Annotated in this window: 22 protein-coding genes; 11 read left to right on the top strand and 11 right to left on the bottom strand. The window is 73.4% G+C overall.

Annotation, left to right across the window (positions count from 1 at the left end):
• Positions 1-2 precede the first annotated feature (2 nt).
• On the top strand, positions 3-896 hold the full coding sequence (locus FB388_RS25335) for an isocitrate lyase/PEP mutase family protein (RefSeq protein WP_246122383.1): 894 nt from the start codon (positions 3-5) through the stop codon (positions 894-896).
• Between the two features lie 60 nt (positions 897-956).
• Complete coding sequence (locus tag FB388_RS25330) at positions 957-2,066, top strand: D-alanine--D-alanine ligase family protein (protein ID WP_142104663.1); 1,110 nt, start codon at positions 957-959, stop codon at positions 2,064-2,066.
• A 773-nt stretch (positions 2,067-2,839) separates the two neighbouring features.
• Here the strand turns inward: FB388_RS25330 and FB388_RS25325 are convergent.
• The 3 genes from FB388_RS25325 to FB388_RS25315 are packed head-to-tail and all read right to left on the bottom strand — an operon-like array spanning position 2,840 to position 4,339.
• On the bottom strand, positions 2,840-3,508 hold the full coding sequence (locus FB388_RS25325) for a metal-dependent transcriptional regulator (RefSeq protein WP_211362213.1): 669 nt from the start codon (positions 3,506-3,508) through the stop codon (positions 2,840-2,842).
• A 25-nt stretch (positions 3,509-3,533) separates the two neighbouring features.
• Positions 3,534-4,091 (bottom strand): DUF3515 domain-containing protein, encoded by a 558-nt coding sequence (locus FB388_RS25320; protein ID WP_170225824.1) that lies wholly within the window; start codon positions 4,089-4,091, stop codon positions 3,534-3,536.
• An 11-nt stretch (positions 4,092-4,102) separates the two neighbouring features.
• Positions 4,103-4,339 carry an Lrp/AsnC family transcriptional regulator gene (locus FB388_RS25315; protein WP_142104662.1) on the bottom strand — a complete coding sequence of 79 codons (237 nt, stop codon included), beginning with the start codon at positions 4,337-4,339 and terminating at the stop codon, positions 4,103-4,105.
• 70 nt (positions 4,340-4,409) lie between these two features.
• On the opposite strand from FB388_RS25315, the gene FB388_RS25310 reads away from it, so the two are divergent.
• Together FB388_RS25310 and FB388_RS25305 are read left to right on the top strand one after the other, a co-directional pair.
• Entirely contained in the window at positions 4,410-5,396 is a 987-nt protein-coding gene (locus FB388_RS25310) for a thiamine-phosphate kinase (protein WP_142104661.1), read from the top strand.
• Between the two features lie 30 nt (positions 5,397-5,426).
• The gene (locus tag FB388_RS25305) at positions 5,427-6,242 is read left to right on the top strand and encodes a DUF427 domain-containing protein (RefSeq protein WP_142104660.1); all 816 of its coding nucleotides are present in this window, start codon (positions 5,427-5,429) and stop codon (positions 6,240-6,242) included.
• A 38-nt stretch (positions 6,243-6,280) separates the two neighbouring features.
• Here FB388_RS25305 and FB388_RS25300 read toward each other — a convergent pair whose 3' ends face one another.
• Positions 6,281-6,862 carry a TetR/AcrR family transcriptional regulator gene (locus FB388_RS25300; protein WP_142104659.1) on the bottom strand — a complete coding sequence of 194 codons (582 nt, stop codon included), beginning with the start codon at positions 6,860-6,862 and terminating at the stop codon, positions 6,281-6,283.
• 117 nt (positions 6,863-6,979) lie between these two features.
• Here FB388_RS25300 and FB388_RS25295 point away from each other — a divergent pair, with 117 nt between their 5' ends.
• On the top strand, positions 6,980-8,134 hold the full coding sequence (locus FB388_RS25295; RefSeq protein WP_246122381.1) for an MFS transporter: 1,155 nt from the start codon (positions 6,980-6,982) through the stop codon (positions 8,132-8,134).
• Positions 8,135-8,139: 5 nt separating this feature from the next.
• Here the strand turns inward: FB388_RS25295 and FB388_RS25290 are convergent, their stop codons facing one another.
• Entirely contained in the window at positions 8,140-9,069 is a 930-nt protein-coding gene (locus tag FB388_RS25290) for a zinc-binding dehydrogenase (protein ID WP_142104657.1), read from the bottom strand.
• Between the two features lie 87 nt (positions 9,070-9,156).
• Here FB388_RS25290 and FB388_RS25285 point away from each other — a divergent pair, with 87 nt between their 5' ends.
• On the top strand, positions 9,157-9,813 hold the full coding sequence (locus tag FB388_RS25285; protein ID WP_142104656.1) for a TetR/AcrR family transcriptional regulator: 657 nt from the start codon (positions 9,157-9,159) through the stop codon (positions 9,811-9,813).
• On the opposite strand, the gene FB388_RS25280 is transcribed toward FB388_RS25285, so the two are convergent.
• Together FB388_RS25280 and FB388_RS25275 are read right to left on the bottom strand one after the other, a co-directional pair.
• Positions 9,782-10,669 (bottom strand): LLM class flavin-dependent oxidoreductase, encoded by an 888-nt coding sequence (locus tag FB388_RS25280; RefSeq protein WP_142104655.1) that lies wholly within the window; start codon positions 10,667-10,669, stop codon positions 9,782-9,784. The two genes, FB388_RS25285 and FB388_RS25280, sit on opposite strands and share 32 nt — an antisense overlap.
• 93 nt (positions 10,670-10,762) lie before the next feature.
• A complete protein-coding gene (locus FB388_RS25275; RefSeq protein WP_142104654.1) occupies positions 10,763-11,575 on the bottom strand; it encodes a hypothetical protein in 813 nt (270 codons plus the stop codon).
• A 109-nt stretch (positions 11,576-11,684) separates the two neighbouring features.
• Here FB388_RS25275 and FB388_RS25270 point away from each other — a divergent pair, with 109 nt between their 5' ends.
• Complete coding sequence (locus tag FB388_RS25270) at positions 11,685-13,031, top strand: VWA domain-containing protein (RefSeq protein ID WP_142104653.1); 1,347 nt, start codon at positions 11,685-11,687, stop codon at positions 13,029-13,031.
• Positions 13,032-13,040: 9 nt separating this feature from the next.
• On the opposite strand, the gene FB388_RS25265 is transcribed toward FB388_RS25270, so the two are convergent.
• Positions 13,041-13,919 (bottom strand): helix-turn-helix domain-containing protein, encoded by an 879-nt coding sequence (locus FB388_RS25265; protein ID WP_142104652.1) that lies wholly within the window; start codon positions 13,917-13,919, stop codon positions 13,041-13,043.
• Positions 13,920-14,020: 101 nt separating this feature from the next.
• Between FB388_RS25265 and FB388_RS25260 the strand changes: the two genes are divergently transcribed.
• Positions 14,021-14,893: an aldo/keto reductase family oxidoreductase gene (locus tag FB388_RS25260; protein WP_142104651.1), complete on the top strand. Its 873-nt coding sequence runs from the start codon at positions 14,021-14,023 to the stop codon at positions 14,891-14,893.
• A 19-nt stretch (positions 14,894-14,912) separates the two neighbouring features.
• On the opposite strand, the gene FB388_RS25255 is transcribed toward FB388_RS25260, so the two are convergent.
• From FB388_RS25255 to FB388_RS25245, 3 genes are read right to left on the bottom strand one after another with little or no spacing between them, the layout of a single operon-like run.
• Positions 14,913-16,247, bottom strand: coding sequence for a (Fe-S)-binding protein (locus FB388_RS25255; RefSeq protein WP_142104650.1), 1,335 nt, complete (start codon positions 16,245-16,247; stop codon positions 14,913-14,915).
• Between the two features lies 1 nt (position 16,248).
• A complete protein-coding gene (locus FB388_RS40540) occupies positions 16,249-17,553 on the bottom strand; it encodes an FAD-binding oxidoreductase (protein ID WP_246122379.1) in 1,305 nt (434 codons plus the stop codon).
• The gene (locus FB388_RS25245; RefSeq protein ID WP_142104649.1) at positions 17,550-19,004 is read right to left on the bottom strand and encodes an FAD-linked oxidase C-terminal domain-containing protein; all 1,455 of its coding nucleotides are present in this window, start codon (positions 19,002-19,004) and stop codon (positions 17,550-17,552) included. The genes FB388_RS40540 and FB388_RS25245 overlap by 4 nt, the downstream gene beginning before the upstream one ends.
• 129 nt (positions 19,005-19,133) lie before the next feature.
• Here FB388_RS25245 and FB388_RS40945 point away from each other — a divergent pair, with 129 nt between their 5' ends.
• The 3 genes from FB388_RS40945 to FB388_RS25235 all read left to right on the top strand — a co-directional run bounded on the left by FB388_RS40945 (position 19,134) and on the right by FB388_RS25235 (position 22,068).
• Positions 19,134-19,262: a hypothetical protein gene (locus FB388_RS40945; protein WP_281290467.1), complete on the top strand. Its 129-nt coding sequence runs from the start codon at positions 19,134-19,136 to the stop codon at positions 19,260-19,262.
• A 96-nt stretch (positions 19,263-19,358) separates the two neighbouring features.
• Positions 19,359-21,512 (top strand): malate synthase G, encoded by a 2,154-nt coding sequence (locus FB388_RS25240; RefSeq protein ID WP_142104648.1) that lies wholly within the window; start codon positions 19,359-19,361, stop codon positions 21,510-21,512.
• 19 nt (positions 21,513-21,531) lie between these two features.
• Positions 21,532-22,068 (top strand): GNAT family N-acetyltransferase, encoded by a 537-nt coding sequence (locus FB388_RS25235; protein ID WP_142106278.1) that lies wholly within the window; start codon positions 21,532-21,534, stop codon positions 22,066-22,068.
• Positions 22,069-22,338 lie beyond the last annotated feature (270 nt).

The raw sequence follows: 22,338 nt of genomic DNA, 5'->3' as shown, positions 1-22,338 counted from the left end.
ACGTGGCTGATCTGCTGCGCTCCGGTCCGGCGCCGCGCGCCCGGCTGCGGGAGCTGCTCGCCGGACCCCGGCCCGTGGTCGCTCCGGGCGCCTACGACGCGCTGTCGGCACGCCTCGTGGAACAGGCCGGGTTCGACGTCGTCTACATGACCGGGTTCGGCACCACGGCGTCGCTGATCGGCCGGCCCGACGTCGGGTTGCTCGGCGGCGCCGAGATGGTCGACAACGCGCGGCGGATCGTCGCCGCCGTCGACGTCCCGGTGATCGCCGACGCCGACACCGGCTACGGCAACGCGATCAACGTCGTGCGCACCGTCCGGTCCTACGAGCAGGCCGGCGTGGCCGGGGTGCACCTGGAGGACCAGGTCATGCCCAAGAAGTGCGGACACATGAGCGGCAAGGCCGTGATCGGCGCCGACGAGATGACCGGCAAGATCCGCGCCGCCGTCGCCGCCCGGCACGACCCCGACTTCCTGGTGATCGCCCGCACCGACGCCGCCGCCGTCGAGGGGCTCGACGCCGCGCTCGACCGTGCGCGCGCCTACGCCGACGCCGGCGCCGACCTCCTCTTCGTCGAGGCCCCCACCAGCGAGGACGACACCGCCCGCGTCGCGCGGGAGCTAGCCGGTGTGGCCCCGCTGGTGTTCAACTGGGCGGAGGGCGGCCGGACGCCGCCGCTGCCGCTGGACCGGATCGCGGAGCTCGGGTTCGCGCTGGTGCTGTTCCCGATCGGCACGCTGCTCGCCGCGACTGCTGGTATCCGGGCGCTGCTCGCCACCCTCGCGGCCGACGGCACGCCCGCCGCCGCGCTGCCGGGCGTGCCGTCGTTCGACGAGTTCACCGACCTCATCGGTCTCCCCGAGATCCGCGACCTGGAGGAGCGCTTCGGGTCCTGACGCCCGACACGCCGTGCCCGGATCGATCGCCCCGGTCCGCTACGCCTACCCTCGGGCGCCATGACGCAGAAGGTGCGGGTCGCGGTGGTCTTCGGTGGTCGGAGCAGCGAGCACGCGATCTCCTGCGTCTCCGCCGGTGCCGTGATGTCGCACCTCGACCCCGAGCGCTTCGAGGTCGTCCCGGTCGGCATCACCCGGGAGGGCGCGTGGGTGCTCGGCACCTCGGACCCCCGGGAGCTGGTGATCTCGGACCGCGCCCTGCCGTCGGTCGAGGCGGGCGGCACCGCGCTCGCGCTGCCCGGCGACCCCACCCGCGGCGGGCTCGTCGTCCTCGACCCGGATCGCGCGGGCGAGGTGTTCTCCGGCGTCGACGTCGTGTTCCCCGTGCTGCACGGGCCCTTCGGCGAGGACGGCACGATCCAGGGTCTGCTGGAGATGGCGGGCGTGCCCTACGTCGGGGCGGGCGTGCTGGCCAGCGCGGCGTCGATGGACAAGGAGTACGCGAAGAAGCTCCTCGCGGCCGAGGGGATCCCGGTGGGTGACCTCGTCGTGCTGCGCCGCGGCACCGACACGCTCACCGCCGATGAGCGCGAGCGGCTCGGGCTCCCGGTGTTCGTCAAGCCCGCGCGGGCGGGCTCGTCGGTCGGCATCACCCGCGTCACGGACTGGGCCGACCTCGACGCCGCAATCGCCACCGCCCGCGAGCACGACCCGAAGGTGCTGGTGGAGGCCGCGATCGTCGGGCGCGAGGTCGAGTGCGCCGTGCTGGAGTTCCCCGACGGCACCGTGCGCGCGAGCGTCCCGGCGGAGATCCGGATCGTCGGCACGGGCCCGGACGGGCACAAGCCGGAGTTCTACGACTTCGAGGCCAAGTACCTCGACGACGTCTGCGAGTTCGACATCCCCGCGAAGCTCGACGACGCGGTGGCCGAGCGGCTGCGCGAGATGGCCGTCGCCGCGTTCCGCGCCGTCGACGGGCAGGGCCTGGCGCGCATCGACTTCTTCGTCGGACCCGACGGCGAGCTGACCCTCAACGAGGTCAACACGATGCCCGGCTTCACCCCGATCTCGATGTACCCCCGGGCGTGGGCGGTCACGGGCATCGACTTCGAGACGCTCCTGACGACTCTGGTGGAGACGGCGCTGGCGCGGGGAACCGGCCTGCGCTAGCCCGTCGCTGATCGCCGGAAGTGGTGCCCGGGCGACAGATCTGTCGTCCTCGCACCACTTCTGGTGATCATCCCGAGCAAGATCGCCCAGAGTGGTGCGGACGCGACAGATCCGTCGCCCTGGTCGGGGCGGAAAGCCGCACCTCGGAATGATCTGACGCCTTGGGTCTTGGTCGCGGACCTGTCGGATCGATCTGATCACGAGACTTCGGCTTGGCGCGCCGTTCCCGGCACCCCGCGCCCCGATGCGTCGGCGCCCCGCTCCCGACCTGCCGAGTAGTCCCACCGGTTCGCCCGATCCCTCGCGTGGCGTGCGGGTCGGGTTGGCAGAACTACCGAATTCCGTGGTTGCGCGGGCGGCCGTCCCCGGCTGGAGGGCACGGCGGTTCCGCGGAGACCGTCACTGCCGGATGCCTACGCGACTATCCGGTGGTCCCGACCCTCGATGATCACCACGGTGAGCACCGGATAGTCGCCGTGCATCCCCCGGGACGTGCTCGTACGCAGGTCTGGGAGGCACGACGAGCATCTCGCAGCGCTCCCACCGGATCGATCTTCTCCTACCCGGCCACCGCGCTACCGCAGCGCGCAAGGCGCGGCATGCCCACGGGAGTCCCGGTGGTGGAACCGGCGAGGGGCGGGCGACCTGGGTCGTGCGTCTCCGAGCGCCAAAGGCGAGGCGCGGTCGAGGATCGCGCCAACCCGACCAACTGGCGCCGGAAGACGCTCGCCCGCGCTAAAAATGGCATTCCTCGCGATCGGAGCGGAGGCGGATCACTCCCCGGGCTCCGCATGACCGTGCACCAGCCGCGTCAGCGCGGGGCCGAGCGCGTGCCGGTTCTCCGCGACGCGCACCCAGCGGGGTCCGCCGAACGGGGCCTGCTCCTCAACCGTGAGCACGACGCCCGGGTAGATGCCCAGCTCACCGAGGTAGCGCAGGGCGGCGCTGTCGCGGTCGGACACGCGGTCTACGTGGAACCGACTGCCGGCGGGTGCGGCGTCGAGGGGCTCGCCCCAGCCCTCCTCGTGCGGGCCGTCGCGGGGTGGGATCGGGTCGCCGTGCGGGTCGTGCGTGGGATGGCCCAGTGCGGCGTCGATGCGTTCCTCGAGCCGCTCGGAGAGCGCGTGCTCCAGGAGCTCGGCCTCGGCGTGCACCTCGTCCCACGGCACGTCGAGCACGCGGGCGAGGAACGTCTCCAGCAGGCGGTGGCGGCGGACGACGCGCAGCGCCGCCCGTTCGCCCGATGCGGTGAGCTGCAGGGTGCGGCTGTCCGGGCGGGTGAGCAGGCTGCCGTCCTCCAACCGCTTCACCATGGCCGAGACCGACGGCGCCGAAACGCCGAGCTCGTTGGCGAGCTGTCCCGTGGTGACGGGCTCGCCCCGGTGGGCGAGGTGGTAGATCGCCTTGAGGTAGTCCTCGGTCGCCCGGGACATCGTCACCATGCGCGGAATCGTATGTGCTCGACCTTCAGCGCACCGCCACCGCTGTGGCGGGCAGCGTCTCGCGAACCACGTCCGACAGCTGCTGCAGGGGTGCGCTGCCTGCGTCGACCGGAGTGGTGATGGCGAGGTAGACCGGCCGGTCCACGGCGATGTAGCTCACCTGGACGGGTTGGGGGAGACCGTCGGCGAGCTGCAGCCAGCGCACCCCGTTCACCTCCAGGAGGGCCGAGGTCGGCGTCAGCTCGGCCGGCCGGGGGAGCCCGCAGCGGAACACGACGGGCCGGGGCGCGGCGGCCCAGGCGCGTACGCCCGGCAGGCTCGCGGCATCGACGATCGGTCGGGGCGGCATCGGCCCGTCGGCGCCGTCCAGCTCGGCGGGGAGCGCGGCAAGCACCGCGGTGCACTCCGGGCCCGTGGCGCCCGGCGAGTCGACCGGCGCCACGGCGAGCGGGCCGGTGTCGGGCGGGGGCGGGTCCCCGACCCCGCGTACGCGTGCGGTGATCGCGATGGCGGCCACCGTGATGGCGAGCAGCAGCGGCAGCGCGATCGCGATCGCGACGGGAGGGGAGAGCCGGGTGCCCACGAGCGCCGGCGTCAGGAGAGGTGGACCACCGGGCAGGTCAGCGTGCGCGTGATCCCGCCCACGCCCTGCACCTGCGCGACGACGAGCTGACCCAGCTGGTCGACGTCCTCGGCCTCGGCGCGCACGATCACGTCGTAGGGTCCGGTGACGTCCTCGGCCGACACCACGCCGGTGATCTCGGAGATCTCCGCGGCCACGGCGGCGGCCTTGCCGACCTCCGTCTGTACCAGGATGTAAGCCTGCACCACGGCGAGCCCCTTCCACTTCGATCATCGGACGTAGGAGAGTCGGAAGCCGAACGTACCGGAGGTGACGCCTGTGACCACATCGCAACCGTCCCCGACGGGCGAAGCGGAGGCGCAGAACACACTCGCCGGGATCGGCGAGTTCGGTCTGATCGCGCGGCTGACCGACGGCCGCCCGTCCACGCCTGCCACGTTGCTCGGGCCAGGCGACGACGCGGCCGTCCTCGCCGCGCCCGACGGACGGGTCGTCGCGTGCACGGACGTGCTCGTGGCCGGCGTGCACTTCCGGCTCGACTGGTCCAGCCCGGAACAGATCGGGCGCAAGGCGGCGGCGGCCAACCTCGCGGACGTCGCGGCGATGGGCGCGGTGCCGACCGGGCTGCTGGTGGGCCTCGCCTGCCCCGCCGACATGCCGGTCGAGACGCTCGCCGGTCTCACCGACGGCCTGTGGGCGGAGGCCCGGTCGGTGGGTGTTGGCGTGGTCGGCGGGGACGTGACCTCCTCCCCGGCGCTCGTCGTCTCGGTCACGGCGCTGGGTTCCCTCGAAGGGCGGGACCCGGTGACGCGGTCCGGTGCTCGCGCAGGTGACACCGTCGCGCTGGCCGGGCGCGTCGGCTGGGCGGCGGCCGGGTGGGCGGTACTGGCGCGCGGCTTCCGCTCCCCGGTGGCGGTGGTGTCGGCGCACCGGGTGCCGGAGCCGCCCTACGCCGCCGGGCCGCAGGCCGCCGACGCGGGCGCCACCGCCATGATCGACGTCTCGGACGGGCTGCTCGCCGACCTCGGACACGTCGCGCGGGCGTCCGGGGTGCGGATCGACGTGCGCACGGCGGCACTGGTCGTGCCGGACCGGCTGGTCGACGTCGGCGCGGCGCTCGGCATCGACCCGATGCACTGGCTGCTCACCGGCGGTGAGGACCACGCGCTCGCCGCCACCTTCCCCGGGGACGTTCCCGAGGACTGGAGGGCGATCGGCACGGTGGTCGATGGCGAGCCGGAGGTGCTGGTGGACGGCCGCCGGTACGACGGCGGGCCCGGCGGGTGGGATCACTTCGTACGTTGACCTGCCAGGCCTTCCACGACACGGTGGGGTATGGCCGTGCAGATGTTCCCGCAGTTCGTGCGCTTGTTCGACGAGCTGCGCTACGAGCCGACGGGGAAGCGGATCCGGGCGCTGGTCGACGGCAGCACGGCGGTCGACACGACGGGCGCGCTCGTCGTCTGGGAGCCGCACCGGGTCGTTCCGACCTACGCCGTGCCGCTGGCGGACATCCGCGGTGAGCTCGTGCCGGCTCCCGCCGAGGACGTGCCGCGGAGACCCGAGCGGCTGCGGGAGGGGCTGCCGACGGTGCTCACCCCGTCGACGGCGTTCGGCGCACACACGACAGCCGGTGAGCCGCTGACCCTGCGCGCGGCCGGTGTCGACCGGGTCGGCGGAGCCTTTCGCCCGGCCGATCCGGACCTCGCCGGGTTCGTCCTGCTCGACTTCGCCGCGTTCGACTGGCTCGAGGAGGAAGACGAGATCGTCGCCCATCCGCGCGACCCGTTCCATCGGGTCGACATCCGGCACAGCTCCCGTCAGGTGCGCGTGGAGCGGGACGGGCAGGTGCTCGCCGAGTCCACCCGCCCCGTCCTGGTGTTCGAGACGTCCCTGCCGATGCGCACCTATCTGCCTCGTGAGGACGCGCGGCTCGACCTTCTGGAGCCGAGCCCGACCCGGACCGCGTGCGCGTACAAGGGCGTGGCGTCCTACCTGGCGCGTGACGGCAGGGACCTGGCGTGGACCTACGAGGCGCCGCTACCGGACGCGCATGAGCTCACCGGCCTGATCTGTTTCTTCGACGAGCGGGTGGACGTGACCGTGGACGGGGTGTCGCGGCAGCGCCCCGTCACGCCGTGGTCGGACTGAGCGACTTCGCGGAGCTCAGCGCGAGGTCGGAGCGGGACTCATCGCAATGACCTGATCGTCGTGTCGATCACGCTCGTCAGTTCGGCCGGCCCGTGGCCGGCCCGCGCCCGCACCCGCAGCCCGAGCACGAGCGTGAACAGCGACTCGGCGGTGGCGGCCACGTCGAGGTCGGTGCGCAGCTCCCCGTCACGGCGGCCGCGTTCCAGCACCTCCCGCAGTGAGTCGCGCGTGACGCCGAACGCCGCCTGGGTGCGCTCGTCGACGGCGGGGTCGTCGGCGCCGAGCTCGGTGGCGGTGTTGACCACGAAGCACCCGCGGGCAGCCGCGCCCTCCTCGGGCAGGTCGACCATCCTGGTCAGCCACTCGCGCAGCACCTCCGGGGCCGGGCCGGGGCGTAGCAGGTGGTCGCGGGCCTCGGCGGAGTCGGTGGCCCGGTAGTGGTCGAGCGCGCGCAGGAACAGCGCGTGCTTGTCGCCGAAGGTGCGGTACAGGCTGCTGGCCGAGAGGCTGAGCGCGTCGCCGAGGTCGCGCACCGACGTGGCGTGGTAGCCGCGTCGCCAGAACAGGTCGGTGGCGCGCGCGACGACGTCGTCCTCGTCGAACTCCCGCGGTCGCGGCATGGCCAGAGGGTACCAGTTGTGGAGCGTTCGTTCCCGTACTAGCGTGCCGCCGAGTATGGGAACGATCGATCCCAAATGGGGGTGGAGCACGTGGTACGAACTGCGGAGCGGGCCGGAGTGCGCAGATGGGTCGCGGTCGCCGCGGTCGCCGTGGGGACGTTCCTGCTGGTCACGGCGGAGCAGTTGCCGGTCGGCCTGCTGACGCCGGTCGGGGCGGACCTCCGGGTGACCGACGGCGTGGCCGGCCTGATGGTGACGGTCCCGGGGATCGTCGCGGCGGTAGCGGCGCCCCTGGTGCCGGTGCTGGTGGGGCGGCTCGACCGCAGGGTGCTGCTCGGCGCGCTGATGGCGCTCATGACGCTGGCGAACTCGCTGTCGGCGCTCGCGCCGACCTATCCGGTGCTGATCGGCTCGCGGGTGCTGGTCGGCGTCGCGATCGGCGGGTTCTGGGCCGTCGCGGGCGGGCTCGCCACCCGGCTGGTGCCCGGGCCGGACGTGCCCCGCGCGACCGCGCTGATCTTCGGCGGCGTCGCGGCGGCGAACGTGCTCGGCGTCCCGATCGGCACGTTGCTCGGCGGCGTGGCGGGATGGCGCGTGGCGTTCGGTGCGCTGTCGGCGCTCGCCGCCGTCGTGCTGGTCGCGTTGTTCGCGCTGCTGCCGCGGCTGGTGGCCGACGAGCCGGTACGGCCGGGAGGGCTGCTCGCCCAGCTGCGCGACCGCGGCGTGGCGACTGGCATCCTGGTGACGCTGCTGGTGGTCACCGGCCACTTCGCCGCCTACACGTTCGTGAGCCCCGTGCTCCAGGAGCGGGCGGGCGTGCCGGTCGCGCTCGTCGGGCCGCTGCTGCTCGGCTTCGGCGCCGCCGGCATCGTCGGTAACTTCGTCGCGGGCGTCGCGGTGTCCCGCCGGCTGCGCCGCACGGTGCTGGGGATCGTCGTCGCGCTCGCCCTCGTGCTGGCGCTCAACGCACTGGTCGGTACGGGGACGGTCGGCGGGATAGCGCTCCTGCTGCTGTGGGGGCTCGCCTACGGCGGCGTGTCGGTGAGCCTGCAGAGCTGGATGATCTCGGCGGCGCCGCGCGCGGTGGAAGCGGCGACGGCGCTGTGGGTGTCGGTGTTCAACCTCGCGATCGGGCTCGGGGCCCTGGTCGGCGGCCTCGTCGTCGACCACACGGCGCTGGTCGGCGTCCTGTGGCTGGCCGCGGCGCTGTTCCTGCTCGCGGCCGTGGCCGTCCGGGCCGGGGCAGGCGGGGGCGAACGCCCGCAGACGTAGGCGGCTCAGTCGATCTCGAGGACCGCCTTGCCGTGCAGGCGCCGCCCCAACAGGGCGGCGGTGGCGTCCGCGACGTCCTTCCAGCTGCCGCGCCACGAGATCTGCGGGTCCAGCCCGCCTGCGGCGACGGCGCCGGCCAGCCACGTGAGGTCGGGTCCGACGTTCCGGCACTCCAGCAGGTAGAACGTGACGATCGAGCGGTCGTGGCGGCCCTCGTTGCCGAAGAGCGCGCCGAACGGGAAGAGCTCGCCCTCCCCGGTGGAGTGGCCGAGGGCGACCAACGTGCCGCCGGCCGCGAGCCGCTCGTAGGCCGCCACCAGCTGCGGTCCGCCCACGTTGTCGACGACGCCGTCCACCCGACCGGCGAGGTCGCCGGGAGCAGCCACCACCTCGTCCGCTCCCAGGGCGCGCAGGCCGTCGCCGTGTCGCTGCGGATCACCCGTGCTCGCGACGACGTACGCGCCGCCGAGGTGCGCGAGCTGCACGGCGTACCGGCCGACGCCGCCGGTCGCGCCGGTGACGAGCACCCGGCGGCCCAGGATCGGACCGCTGCGGTGCAGGGCGCGCAGCGCGCTCGCGCCCGCCACCGGGACGGTGCTGATCGCACCGAGGTCGGAGCCGTCGGGCACCACGCCGATCAGGTCCGTGTCGACGGCGCGCAGCTCGGCCCACGCCCCGGCGGCGCCGAGCGTGACCACCGCTGTGCCGGCCGCCGGCCCGGACCCGTCGGCGGCGGCCCGCTCGACGACCCCGGCGGCGTCCCAGCCGAGCACGGTGCCCTCCGCGGCGTTCTCTGGGCCGTACCGCACCTCGCCGAAGTTGAGGGACGTCGCTGTCACCCGCACCAGCGCCTGGTTCGGTGCGGGCGCGGGGTCGGGCGCGTCGCCCAGGCGCAGGCCACCGGCAACGGAGCGGTCGACGAGAAGAGCACGCACGGGTCACTCACCTTCACTGAGGAGCATCTGCCACTGAGTGGCGTAAGACTACAAGTGGCCTTTGCGCACGAGATACAGTGAGTGGCGATGGACACCCTCTCGCCGCCCGACATGTCACTGCGGGAGCGCAAGAAGCTCCGCACGCGGCAGGCGCTCGTGGACACCGCACTGCGCCGGTTCACCGACCCGGGCTTCGACGCCACCACGCTCGACGACCTGTGCGGCGAGGTCGAGGTGTCCAAGCGCACGTTCTTCCGCTACTTCACCAGCAAGGAAGACGTCGCGATGGCGCCCACCCAGGACCTGTGGGGGGTCTTCCTCACCGAGCTGGAGACCGCCACGCCTAAGAGCGGCACGCTCCTCGAGCTGCTCCACGACACGCTGCTCGCGGCGCTCGCCGCCATGCCGGACGAGGGCTGGGCGCAGCGGGTGGAGACCAGCTGCCGGCTGACGGCCGCCACCCCGTCGATGCGGGCGCACGGGTTGCAGTTCTGCGACCGCACGACCCGTGCCGTGATCACGCTCCTGCGTGAGCGTTTCGGCTTCGCCGACGACGACCTGCGCGTGCGGCTGGCCGTCGACCTGCTGGTGGCGGCGTTCCACTGTGCGCTGGAGGCGTGGACGTTCCGGCCGGGCCCCGCGAGCCGCGACGGGTTGGTCGCGGCCTCGCGGGAGGCGTTCGCCGCTGTCCCGGGCATCGTGACGCTGCGCGTCAGCGGAGGGTCCGCACCGGATCCGCGGTGATCCCGATGCGGTCGAGCACATCCGCGGCAATGGCGACCTGGGCGACGTCGCCGGTGCACGGCATGAGCACCACGTCCTCCGCACCCGCGTCGCGCAGCCTGCGCAGCTCCGCCTCGAGGTGCTCGGGCGTGGTGGGGGTGTCGGCCTTCACCAGGTCCGCGTAGTCGAGGTAGTAGTGCCGCAGGTAGTGATCGGCGTCCTCGTCGGCGTCGGGGCCGATGCAGAAGTAGCGCATGGTCACGACGCGCGGACTCCCGGTGCGCCCGACGCGGTCCCACGCGCTCCGGATCGCGGCGACGCCGTCGACGAGCTGCTGGATCCCGAACGAGGGTGCGATCCAGCCCTGTCCGACGGTGGCGGCCCGGGTGAAGGCCGCAGGTGCCAGACCGCCGAGTAGCAGGCCGGGACGATCCGGCGGCAGCGCAGGCATGGGCCCGCTCGCACCGGCCAGCTTGCCGTCCCACGCCTCCGACATGGTGGCGACCATGGCGTCCATCGCCGCGCCGAGCCCGCGCTGGGACACGTCGCTCGCCCGGAAGTCCTCCGGCCAGCCGCCGAGGGCGAGACCGGCGGTCAGCCGTCCGCCGGACAGCCGGTCGATGGAGGCGAGCTGCTTGGCGAGCACGACCGCGTTCTGCCGGTAGGGCACGTTCAGCACGGTGGTGAGCAGCTCGACGCGCTCGGTGCGGGCCGCGGCGGCCGCGAGTGCGACGAGCGGGTCCAGGTTGTCGTAGACGAGCCGGTCGAGCACGCTCAGCGAGCAGAACCCGAGCCGCTCCGCGGTGGCGGCCCACTCGCCCAGTGCGGTGGCGTCGGCCCCGGGGACGGCGGCCGGCAGGCCCATTCCGATCTTCATGAGACACCTCCAGTCGGGATGTGCTCGATGGTGGGCCGCGCAGTGCCGCCCGGTCGTGAACGGAACGGACAGCGGGCTACGGATCCCGCCCCTCTATCCGCCTCCCGGCAGCGCCCACACGCGCAGCGCCCGCACCTCGACCTCTCCGGTGCCGCGCCTGCTCGACAGCTCGATGCCGGGGATGGTGCGGTCCACCGGCACCTGGTCGTCGTCGATCTGCGCCGCGAGCGCGCCGTCGAGGTGCATCGAGAGCCTGCGCTCGTCCACCGTGACGTGTACGCGCACCGTGCGGCCGGTCTGCAGGCCGGGCACGGGCACCGGACTGCCGATCGTCGTGAACCGCCCGTCGTGGAACACCCGGAACTCCGCGGTCTGCGACGCTGTGGCGAGGCACCAGTACCAGGCGAGCTGCCGGGGTTCGGCCCAGCGCAGGCTCCAGCACAGCGTCACGTCGCTCCCGGGGCGCACCGCGACGTCCATCTCGGCCAGGTAGGTGGTGAAACCCTCGGCGACGGCGAGCCGGGCCCAGCCGTACGCGCCCTCCGCGACCGCCGTCAGCCGCATCGCGCCCGGTACGTGCTCGAGCGTCTCCTCGTCCGGGTTCAGCTCGGTGGCGGGGGCGTCGAGGAAACCGGCGCCGGTGCCGTCCATCGCGGCCTCGTAGAGCAGGGGCCCGGTGGCCGTGGGCGGGCTCGGCGGAGCCGGTGCGGCCTGCGGCGGGGCGGCCTCCGGCAGCGCCACGACCGGGACGTCGACCGCCACGCCCCCGGCCTCCCACGGCCGGGCGACGGCGAGGGCGGTGGCGAGCGCGGCCACCATGGCGACCACGGCGGCGACCACCGGCCGAGCCCGCCGCCGCGGGCCGGTGGCGGGCGGCACGGGCCCACCGTCCGGCCTGGTGGTCATCGATCATCTCCCGCGAGTACGCGCCGCGCCCCTGGCGAGCACGACTGGTCTCGACGAGCAGCGGGTGGGCGTTACCGGGTGATCGAGTCCGGCAAATAGGGTCGGCGGCATGGAGCTGGCCAAGGGACAGAACGTGGTGCTGGGCGAGGCCGGCGACACGGTGGTGCGCGTGAGCTGGTCGGCCGGGCCGACCGTCGACGCTTCGGCTCTGCTGCTGGGCGGGGACGGCAAGGTCCGCTCCGACGCCGACTTCGTGTTCTACGGCCAGCCGGAGCACCCGAGCGGGTCCGTGCAGCACGCAGGCGGCGAGGCGGGGGTGGACGCGCTGCAGGTCCGGCTGCCGGCCGTGGAGTCCGGCGTCGAGCGGATCGTGATCGGCGCGTCGGCGGAGGGCAGGCCCTTCGGCGAGGTCACCGGCCTCGTCGTCGAGGTGGGGTCGGGCTCGCAGGTCCTCGCGCGCTTTGCGGTGCAGGACGCGAGCTCGGAGACGGCGTTCCTGCTCGGTGAGCTGTACCGCCGGTCGGGGGCGTGGCGGTTCCGGGCGATCGGGCAGGGCTACGACTCCGGGCTGGCCGGTTTCGCCACCGACTTCGGGGTCGAGGTCGAGGACGGCGCGGCGGCCGAGACGCCGGCCCCTGAGCAGCCCGCGGTCAGCCTGAAGAAGCAGAAGCTGATCGACATGGAGAAGCGGCTCGACACCGAGGCTCCGCAGCTGCTGGACCTCACCAAGCGGGCGGCGGTCAGCCTGGAGAAGCGCGGGCTCGCCGAGCACACCGCGCGGGTGGCGCTGTGCCTGGACATCTCGGGCTCGATGACGACCTTGTACAGCTCCGGCAAGATCCAGGCCCTCGTCGAGCGGGTCCTCGCGCTTGGCCTGCGCTTCGACGACAACGGCCAGGTCGACGTCTTCCTGTTCGGCACGGGCGGCTACGAGGAACCCGCGGTCTCGGTGGCGAACCACGCCTCGTACGTCCCGGACATGACCCGCCGTCGCCGCCTCGAGGGCGGCACCAGCTACGGCGCGGCCATGCGACTGATCCGCGAGCGCTACTTCGGCGCCGCGGGCCCGCGCTCCCAGCCGTACGCGGACACCCAGCCGGTGTACGTCATGTTCGTCACGGACGGCGCACCGATGGATCGCAAGGAGGCCGAGGAGCAGCTGCGGTTCTCCTCGTTCGAGCCGGTGTTCTGGCAGTTCATGGCCATCGGGAAGTCGAACAAGGCGGTGGACGCGGGCGAGAAGAAGAAGCGGGGTCTGCTGGCCCGGCTCGCCGACAGCCAGTTCACCTTCCTCGAGCAGCTCGACGACCTGTCCGGCCGCCACGTCGACAACGCCGACTTCTTCGGGGTGACCGACCCGGCGAACCTGTCCGACGACCAGCTGTACGACCTGCTCATGACCGAGTACCCGGGCTGGCTGGAGGCCGCGCGCCGCGGCGGTCTGCTCACCCCGTGATCGCGGCGGTCAGCGCGAGCCGGCCTCCAGCGGTGTCTGCGGCTGCACCGCCGGCTCCGCGACCAGCGAGGTGAGCAGGGCGAGCCGCTCGGCGTCCGCCGTGCCCGGCTCGGCGTGGTGGACGATCACCATCACGCCGTCGGCGCCGTCGGCGCCATCGGCGCCATCGGCGTCCAGCTTGGACGTCCACAGGCGCATCTCGCCGACCTGCGGGTGGTCGATCCGGACCGCCTTGCCGCGCGGCGGCTTCACGTCGTGGCGGGCCCACGCCCTGCGGAACTCCTGGCTCGCCAGGGACAGCTCGCCGACCAGCTGCACGACGCGCGGGTCGTCGACGTCGGTCCCGAGCCGGTTGCGGAAGGTGGCGACCAGCTGGGGCGCGCACTGCGCCCAGTCCGGGTGCAGCAGCTGCTCGGCCGGGTCGAGGAAGAGCGACCGCAGCCGGTTCTCACCGACCCGCAGGCTCGGGGCCAGCGCGGTCGCGAGCGCATTGGCCGCGAGCACGTCGAAGCACTCGTCCACCGCGACCGCCGGCAGCCCGATCACCTCGAGCAGCTGCGCGGTCTCCCTCGGCACGGCCCGCCGCCGGGACCGGCGTGGACGGGAGCGGGGCCGCGGCGCGGCCAGCTCGTGGAGGTACGCCGTGGCGGTGGCGTCGAGCCCGAGCACCCGGGCGAGCGCCTCCAGGACCTGCGGCGACGGGTTGCGGTCGCGGCCCTGCTCGAGCCGCAGGTAGTACTCCGAGCTGATGCCGGCGAGCAGTGCCACCTCCTCGCGGCGCAGCCCAGGCACCCGCCGCATCCCGTGGACCGGCAGGCCGACGCTCTCGGGTGCCACCAGCTCCCGGCGGGCCCGCAGGTAGGTACCGAGCCGGTTCTCCTCGCGCACACCGCCACGCTAGCCGCGGGCAGCACGACGTTCCTGTCCCTGCCACTACCAGTAACCGCAGGGATCTGGGTGGGCGGACCCGCCCCGCGCACGGTGGCGGCATGAGCACTCGCACCACCACCCTCCCCGGCGGCACCTGGACGATGGGCGACCTGACGGTCACCCGGTTCGGGTACGGCGCCATGCAGCTCGCCGGCCCCGGCGTCATGGGGCCGCCTGCCGACCACGACGGCGCACTGGCCGTCCTGCGCGAGGTCGCCGACCTCGGCATCACCCACATCGACACCGCCGACGCCTACGGCCCGGCCGTCACCAACCAGCTGATCCGGGAGGCGCTGCACCCCTACCCGGACTCGCTGCACATCGCGACCAAGGTCGGCGCGGTGCGCGACGAGCAGGGCGGCTGGCCCGTCGCCCGGAAGCCGGAGGACCTGCGCCGCGCCGTGCACGCCAACCTCGAGCGCCTCGGCCTCGACGCGCTCGACGTCGTCAACCTCCGGCTGGGCAGCGCCGTGGGCCGCGAGGCGGGCTCGATCGCCGAGCCGTTCGAGGCGCTCGTCGAGCTCCGGCAGCAGGGCCTCATCCGGCACCTCGGGGTGAGCAACGCGACGGCCGAGCAGGTCGCCGAGGCACAGGAGATCGCGCCGATCGTGTGCGTGCAGAACCACTACAACCTCGCCCACCGCGAGGACGACGAGCTGATCGACCAGCTCGCCGAGCAGGGCGTCGCGTACGTGCCGTACTTCCCGCTCGGCGGCTTCAGCCCGCTGCAGTCCTCGGCGCTCTCGGCCGTGGCCACCCGGCTCGGCGCCACGCCGATGTCCGTCGCACTGGCCTGGCTGCTGCGTCGGTCGCCGAACATCCTGCTGATCCCCGGCACGTCGTCGGCGGCGCACCTGCGCGAGAACGTCGCGGGCGCGGGCCTCCCGCTGTCCGACGAGGACGTCGCGGAGCTGGACGCGATCGGCCGCTGACCGCTCGCACGGGCCGGGGTCAGCTGCGCGGGACGGGCACGCCGCGGATCGAGGCGTCGAGCAGCTGCACCGGGTGCAGCAGCGGCAGGTCCTCGCGCAGGTACTTGCCGATCTGCAGCAGGCAGCCCGGGTTGGCGGTGACCACCAGGTCCGGCTCCACCGACCGGACGTTCGCGGCCTTGCGCTCGCCGAGCTCGGCCGCCGCCTCCGGCATGACCAGGTTGTAGATGCCGGCCGAGCCGCAGCACAGCGCGGCCTCGGGCAGGTCGACCAGCTCCAGCTCCGGGATGGAGCGCAGCACCTCGCGGGGCTGGCTGCGCACCTGCTGGGCGTGCCCGAGGTGGCAGGCGTCGTGGTAGGCCACCCGGCCGCGGAACGGGTGCCGCTCGGCCCGCGGACCGAGCTCGGCGAGCACCTCGTGCACGTCACGCACGCGCTTGCTGAACGCGGCCGCGCGCTCGGCCCACTCGGGGTCGTCGGCGAGGAGGTGGCCGTACTCCTTCATCGACGAGCCGCAGCCGGCCACGTTGGTGACGACGTGGTCGACGTCGAGGGTCTCGAAGACGGCGATCTCGCGCTTCGCCCTGGCCAGCGCGCTGTCCTCGCGGCCCGAGTGGAGCTCGAGGGCGCCGCAGCACTGCTGCTCGCGCGGCACCAGCACGTCGCAGCCCTCGGCGGCCAGCACCCGGACCGTCGCCACGTTCACGCGGTGGAAGAACACGTCCTGCACGCAGCCCGACAGCAGCGCCACCCGCGCGCGGCGCTCGCCGACCGCGGGGGTGTGGACCGGCAGCCGGGCGAACGCCTCGCGCACCGACACCGGTGGCAGCAGCGACTCCACCGCCCCCAGCCGCCCGGGCAGCTTCGACGCGACCTTCGCGACGGCGGGGATGCGCCGCAGCCGCTGGTAGAGCGCCCCCGGAACGGCGGCGGCCCGCAGCCGCCGCTTGTAGGGGAACAGCGCGAAGATCGCGTTGCGGAACCAGGCGTCGTTGCGCTCGCGGGGCACGTTGCGCTCGATCTGCGGCCGCACCGACTCCAGCAGCCGGTCGTACTGCACACCCGACGGGCACGCGGTCACGCACGCCATGCACCCCAGGCAGCGGTCGATGTGCTCGGTGAACGGGCCCTGCAGGTCGATCTCGCCCTTCTCGGCGAGGTCCATCAGGTAGATGCGGCCGCGCGGGGAGTCCATCTCCTCGCCCCACAGCTGGTAGGTGGGACACGTCGGCAGGCAGAAGCCGCAGTGCACGCAGTCGTCGAGCAGCTCGCGCTGCGGGGGACGCCGGTCGTCGAAGCTGCTCGGACCGGTCTGCGGGAGGTTGGTGTGGGCGGAGCCGGCGGGCGTGGTCATCTCACATCCAGGTGTCGAAACGGCCCGGGCCGAAGCGGCCCTGCGGGTCGAGCTGGGCCTTCACGGCCCGCAGCACGGCGATCGCGGACGGAGGCGGCCCCCACGCGGGGGCGTCCGCCTCGGCGGGGCGGGAGCGCAGCACGGACGTGCCGCCCGCGGCGTGCACCCGTGCATGGGCGGCCCCGACGGCCTCCGTCGGGAGCGCGACGGTGGCGACGCCGGTACCCAGGCCGGCCGTGATCGCCTCGGCGGGCAGGTCCGCGAGCACGGCGGGCAGCCGCGACGGCCGCACGCCGATGCGCAGCGAGGCCAACCGCGGCACCCCCCGCACCAGCGAGGCGTGCCGCTCCCAGGCCGCGTTCCGACGAACGGCGCGTTCGTCGGTACCTATCCGACGAGCGCGCCGTTCGTCGAAGGGAGGGGCTGCAGGTTCCGCGGGGGGCACGTCGCCGGGCTCTGGTCCCGTTCCCAGGTTCTCGGGCAGTCCCCGCTCTGTTCCTTCCCGACGAACGGCGCTCTCGTCGGTACCTATCCGACGAACGCGCCGTTCGTCGGAAAGGGAGGGGAGCTCCAGGAGTTCTCCCGTGCCCAGCGCCTCGCGGAGGCGGAGCAGCCTCGCGTCCAGCGCGTCGGCCGTGCCCTCCAGGCGGATGAGGAGCACGCCGTCGGAGGTCCACTCCATGGCCGCGGGTTCGTACGGGCCGCCCAGCACCGTGGCCGCGTGTCCGGCGGCCTCGTCGAGCGAGCAGTGGACGGCGAGGGTGGCGGCGCGGGCCGGCATCGGGTGCAGCCGCAGCACCACCTCGGCGAGCACACCGAGCGTGCCGTACGAGCCGTGCACGATCTTGGCCAGGTCGTAGCCCGCGACGTTCTTGATGACGTGCCCGCCGCTGCGGGCGACGGTGCCGTCGGCGAGCACGATCGTCACCCCGATGACGAGGTCGCGCAGCGAGCCGAACACCAGCGCGGCGGGACCGGCGTCGGCCGTGGCGAACAGCCCGCCGACGGTGGCGCCGTCGGCGATGCGCGCGGCGTCGAACGAGACGTGCTGGCCGTGCGGGGCGAGTTCCTCCTGGAGCTGCCGCAGCGGTGTACCCGCGCGGACCGACACGGTCATGTCCCCGGGGTTGTGCGTGATCACCCCGGTGAGGCCGGTGGTGTCGAGCACCGCGTCGACCGGGCGGAGGGTCCCCGCCCAGCCTGCGGCGGTGCCTGCGCCCGCGATCCCGATCGTGCCCGCGGTGTCGAGCACCGCGTCGCGCAGGGACCGCAGGTCGGTGGGGCGGAGTCTGGTCGTGGTGGTCACAGGCGCTCGATCACTCCCGCTTCCTCGAGGGGGTGCGGCCGGTACTTGCCAGGGCGTTCCCCGCACAGCCGGGGCGTGGGCAGCACCTTGCCGGGGTTGCACAACCCGTCGGGGTCGAACGCATCCCGCACCCTGGCCATGACGGCGAGGTCGTCCTCCCCGAACATCTTCGGCATCGAGCAGGCCTTGTCGGTGCCGATGCCGTGCTCACCCGACAGCGACCCGCCCAGCTCCACGCACAGCTCCGCGATCTCGCCGGAGAGCTTCTCGGCGCGCTCGGTCTCGCCCGCCGCGGCGCTGTAGAGGACCAGCGGGTGCAGGTTCCCGTCGCCCGCGTGGAAGACGTTGGCCACGCGCAGCCCGGCATCGGCGCCCATGCCGGCGATGCGGTCGAGCACCTCGGCGAGCCGGGTGCGCGGCACGACCCCGTCCTGCACGAAGTAGTCGGGGGAGATGCGGCCGACCGCCGCGAACGCGGCCTTGCGCCCCCGCCAGATCGCGGCCCGCTCCTCCGGCGAGCCCGCGATGTGCAGGCGCGTGCAGCCGTGGCGGTCGCAGATCTGCTTGACCTGCTCGAACTGCACGTCGCACTCCTCGGCGGGCCCGTCCAGCTCCACGACGAGCGCGGCCGGCACCCCGACGGTGTAGCCGGCGTGCACGGCCTCCTCGGCCGCCTCGATGGCGAGCGTGTCCATCATCTCGACCGCCGCCGGGACGATGCCGGCCGCGACGATGTCGGACACCACGTCACCCGCCGCCGCGATCGACGGGAAGTCGGCGAGCAGCGTGCGCACCGTCTCCGGCGTGCGCAGCAGCCGCACGGTGATCTTCGTGGTGATGCCGAGCGTGCCCTCTGAACCGAGGAACACCCCGCGCAAATCCGGGCCGGCCTGCTCACCGGTGTCGGAGCCGAGCGTGACGAGCGACCCGTCCGGGAGCACGACCTCGCAGGACAGCACGTGGTTGGTGGTGAAGCCGTACTTGAGGCAGTGGGCGCCGCCGGAGTTCTCCGCGACGTTGCCGCCGATCGTGCAGACCTGCTGGCTGGACGGGTCGGGCGCGTAGTACAGCCCGTGCGGGGCCGCGGCGGCGGTGATCTCCAGGTTGGTGACGCCCGGTTCGACCACCGCGCGCCGATCGACCGGGTCGACCTCCAGCACCCGCTTGAGCCGGGCCAGGCTGATCACCACGCCGTCGGCCACGGGCAGCGCGCCGCCGGAGAGCCCGGTGCCCGCCCCGCGCGCGACGAACGGCACGCCGTGCTCGTCGCAGACGCGCACGGCGGCCGCCACCTGGTCCGCGTCCCGGGGGAGCAGCACCAGCTGCGGCACCACCCGGTACCCGGTGAGCCCGTCGCACTCGTAGGCGCGGCACCGGACCGGGTCGCTGATCACGTCCTCCGGGGCGAGCGCCACCTCGAATGCCCGCCTCACCCTGCTGTCGAGACTCACCGAAGGGCCCCCTTCGCCGCGGGTCCACGCCTGCCATGGAGACTACGTCCGCGATCCAGGGATCGCGCGGTCCTCGCCGCTGCGCGGACCGGCGCCAACCAACGACAGATCGTTCGGGAGGTCGAAGCGGTGGGTCCCCGCCGGAAGCTGCAGATGGCCCTCGTGCTCGTGGCCGCCGTAGTCGTGGGGCTGGCGATGACCGGCGCCGTCGGCCCCGCCTCGGTCGAGCCCGTGCCCACGGCGGTCGTCACACGCTGAGTCTTACTTCCGCGATGCGGAAGTTCAAGTCCGTCTGGTAAAAAAGCCACCAGGCGGGTACCCGCCGTGCGCAGGCTGCCGACCGGAGGGTGAGACATGAGCGCGTCACTGCAGATCGACCCCGCGCTGCAGACGTTCGTGGCCGACGAACTGCTGACGGGCCTCGACCTCGAACCGGAGTGGTTCTGGTCCACCCTCGCCGCGCTGCACGACCGGTTCGACGGGCGGATCAAGCTGCTGCTGCAGCGGCGTGACGAGCTGCAGGCCCACCTCGACGCCTGGCACGCCGAGAACGGCGCGGGAGACCCAGCGGCCTACGAGGCGTTCCTCACCGAGATCGGCTACCTGGTCCCGCCGGCCTCACCGGAGGTGCAGGTCGAGCGCGTCGACCCGGAGATCGCCGAGATCGCGGGCCCGCAGCTCGTGGTGCCGGCCACCGTGCCCCGCTACGCCCTGAACGCCGCCAACGCGCGCTGGGGCTCGCTCTACGACGCGCTCTACGGCACCGACGCCCTCCCGCTCGACCACCAGCTCGCCCCCGGCTACGACGAGAAGCGCGGCGCCCAGGTGATCGCGGAGGCCGACCGGCTGCTCGACGAGTTCTTCCCGCTGACGCAGGGCAGCCACGCCGACGCCACCGCGTACCGCGTGGAGAACGGGCGGCTCGTCGTCGCCACCGGTACGGGCGAGACGGGTCTCGTCCACGCGGCCCAGTTCGCCGGCCACCGCAGCGGTTCCGACGGCGGCGGCGGGTCCGCGGGCGCCGTCGCGGCGATCCTGCTGCGCCACCACAACCTGCACGTCGAGCTGACGATCGACCCCGAGCACCAGGTCGGGCGCCAGCACCACGCGGACATCGCGGACGTTGCGGTGGAGGCGGCGGTCACCACGATCGTCGACCTCGAGGACTCGGTCGCCACCGTCGACGGCGAGGACAAGGCGCTCGCCTACCGCACGTGGCTCGGCCTGATGACCGGCGAGCTCGTCTCCTCCTTCGAGAAGGGCGGCGAGACGATCGAGCGGCGCGTCAACGGCGACCGCCACTACACCGCGCCCGACGGCTCACCGCTCGTCCTCCCCGGCCGCTCGCTGCTGCTCGTGCGCAACTGCGGCCACCACATGTTCACCGACGCCGTGCTCGTCGACGGGCAGCCGATCGCCGAGGGGCTGCTCGACGCGCTCGTCTCCGCGACCGCCGCCCTGCACGACCTGCGCGGGCTCGGCCGGTACTCGAACTCCCGGGCGGGCAGCGTCTACATCGTCAAGCCCAAGCAGCACGGGCCGGACGAGGTGGCGCTCACCGTCGAGCTGTTCGCCGCTGTTGAGGAGGCGCTGGGGCTCGAGCCCGCGACCCTCAAGATCGGCATCATGGACGAGGAGAAGCGCACCTCGCTGACCCTCGACGCGTGCATCGCGGTCGCCCAGGACCGGGTGATGTTCGTGAACACCGGCTTCCTCGACCGCACCGGCGACGAGATCCACTCCGACTTCCTGGCCGGCCCGGTCGTCCGCAAGAACGACATGAAGTCGACGCCGTGGCTGCTCGGCTACGAGGACCGCAACGTCGACGTGGCCCTGCGCGCCGGGTTCGTCGGGCAGGCGCAGGTCGGCAAGGGCATGTTCGCCAAGCCCGCCGCGATGGCCGAGCTGCTCGCCACGAAGGGCACCCACCCGGAGGCAGGGGCCAACACCGCGTGGGTGCCCTCGCCCACCGCGGCCACCCTGCACGCGCTGCACTACCTGCGGATCGACGTCGCCGCCCGCCAGCGCGCCCTCGCCGGCCGGGACACCCCGCGCCGCCAGCTGCTGGAGGTGCCGCTGCTCACCGGTGAGCTGAGCGACGACGACAAGCGACACGAGCTGGAGACCAACGCCCAGTCGATCCTCGGCTACGTCGTGCGCTGGGTCGGCCTCGGGATCGGCTGCTCGACGGTGCCCGACCTCGAGGGCGTCGGCCTGATGGAGGACCGCGCCACCCTGCGGATCTCCAGCCAGCTCATCGCCAACTGGCTGCACCACGGCCTGGTCGACGAGACCACCGTGCGCGAGACGTTCGCGCGGATGGCCGCGCTCGTCGACGAGCAGAACGCCCGCGAGCCCGGCTACGAGCCGATGGCGAAGGACCTCGACGCGAGCCCGTCCTTCCAGGCGGCGCTGGAGCTCGTCTTCACCGGCCGCACGGAGCCCAACGGCTACACGGAGCGGGTCCTCACGACGTGGCGGCGGAAGGCCAAGGCCGGCGGAAGGTGATCCGTAGGCTCGGGGCGTGATCGAGCTCCGCCCCACCGCCTTCGACCACCCCGACTCCCTCCGGCTCACCGCCGAGGTCCAGCAGGTCTACCGCGAGCGCTACGGCAGCGAGGACGCCACCGTGGTCGACCCGAGCGAGTTCGACGCCCCCGACGGGTTCTTCCTCGTCGGGTACGTCGACGGCGAGCCGGTGGCGTGCGGCGGCTGGCGGGCGCGGCACGCGGCGGAGTCGTCGGCGCTGCGGAACGGCGACGCCGAGGTCAAGCGGATGTACGTCGCGGCGGCGCACCGCGGCCGCGGGTACGGCAGGGCCGTACTCGCCGAGCTGGAGCGGGCAGCGGCGGCCGCCGGGCGGCGACGCATGGTCCTGGAGACCGGAACGATGCAGCCCGAGGCCATCGCCCTCTACAGCAGTGCGGGCTACGAGCCGATGCCGCCCTTCGGCATCTACGCCGCGTCGCCCACGAGCCGCTACTTCGCGAAGCCGCTGGGGGCGGTCGCCGATCGGCCGGCCGGGGCAAGATCGCCGGAAGTGGTGTCAGAGCGACAGATATGACGCTCTCACACCACTTCCGCTGATCACAGGCTTGCGCGGCCCCTTGCCTTAGGGCTCGGTGATCGTCACAGCGTCCCCCTTCAGGCCTCCTGGCGGCGCCGCGCATTGTGCGGGGCCGCTCCTCACAGCTCAAGGGCGCCTGCGGCGTCGCTTCGCGATCGCTTCGCGACCCTTGACCTGTGAGCCTCTGCGGCCCCTGGGGCATGCGGTGGGGGCAGGCCGGGGGCCTGCCCCTTGGGCGCGCGGCGCCGCCAGGAGGCCGGTCTCGGG

It is taken from the genome of Pseudonocardia cypriaca (genome assembly GCF_006717045.1).
In the GTDB taxonomy this organism is placed as follows: domain Bacteria; phylum Actinomycetota; class Actinomycetes; order Mycobacteriales; family Pseudonocardiaceae; genus Pseudonocardia; species Pseudonocardia cypriaca.
Note: the sequence above shows the minus strand (reverse complement) of the source record. Positions and strands in the feature narration are given on the sequence as shown.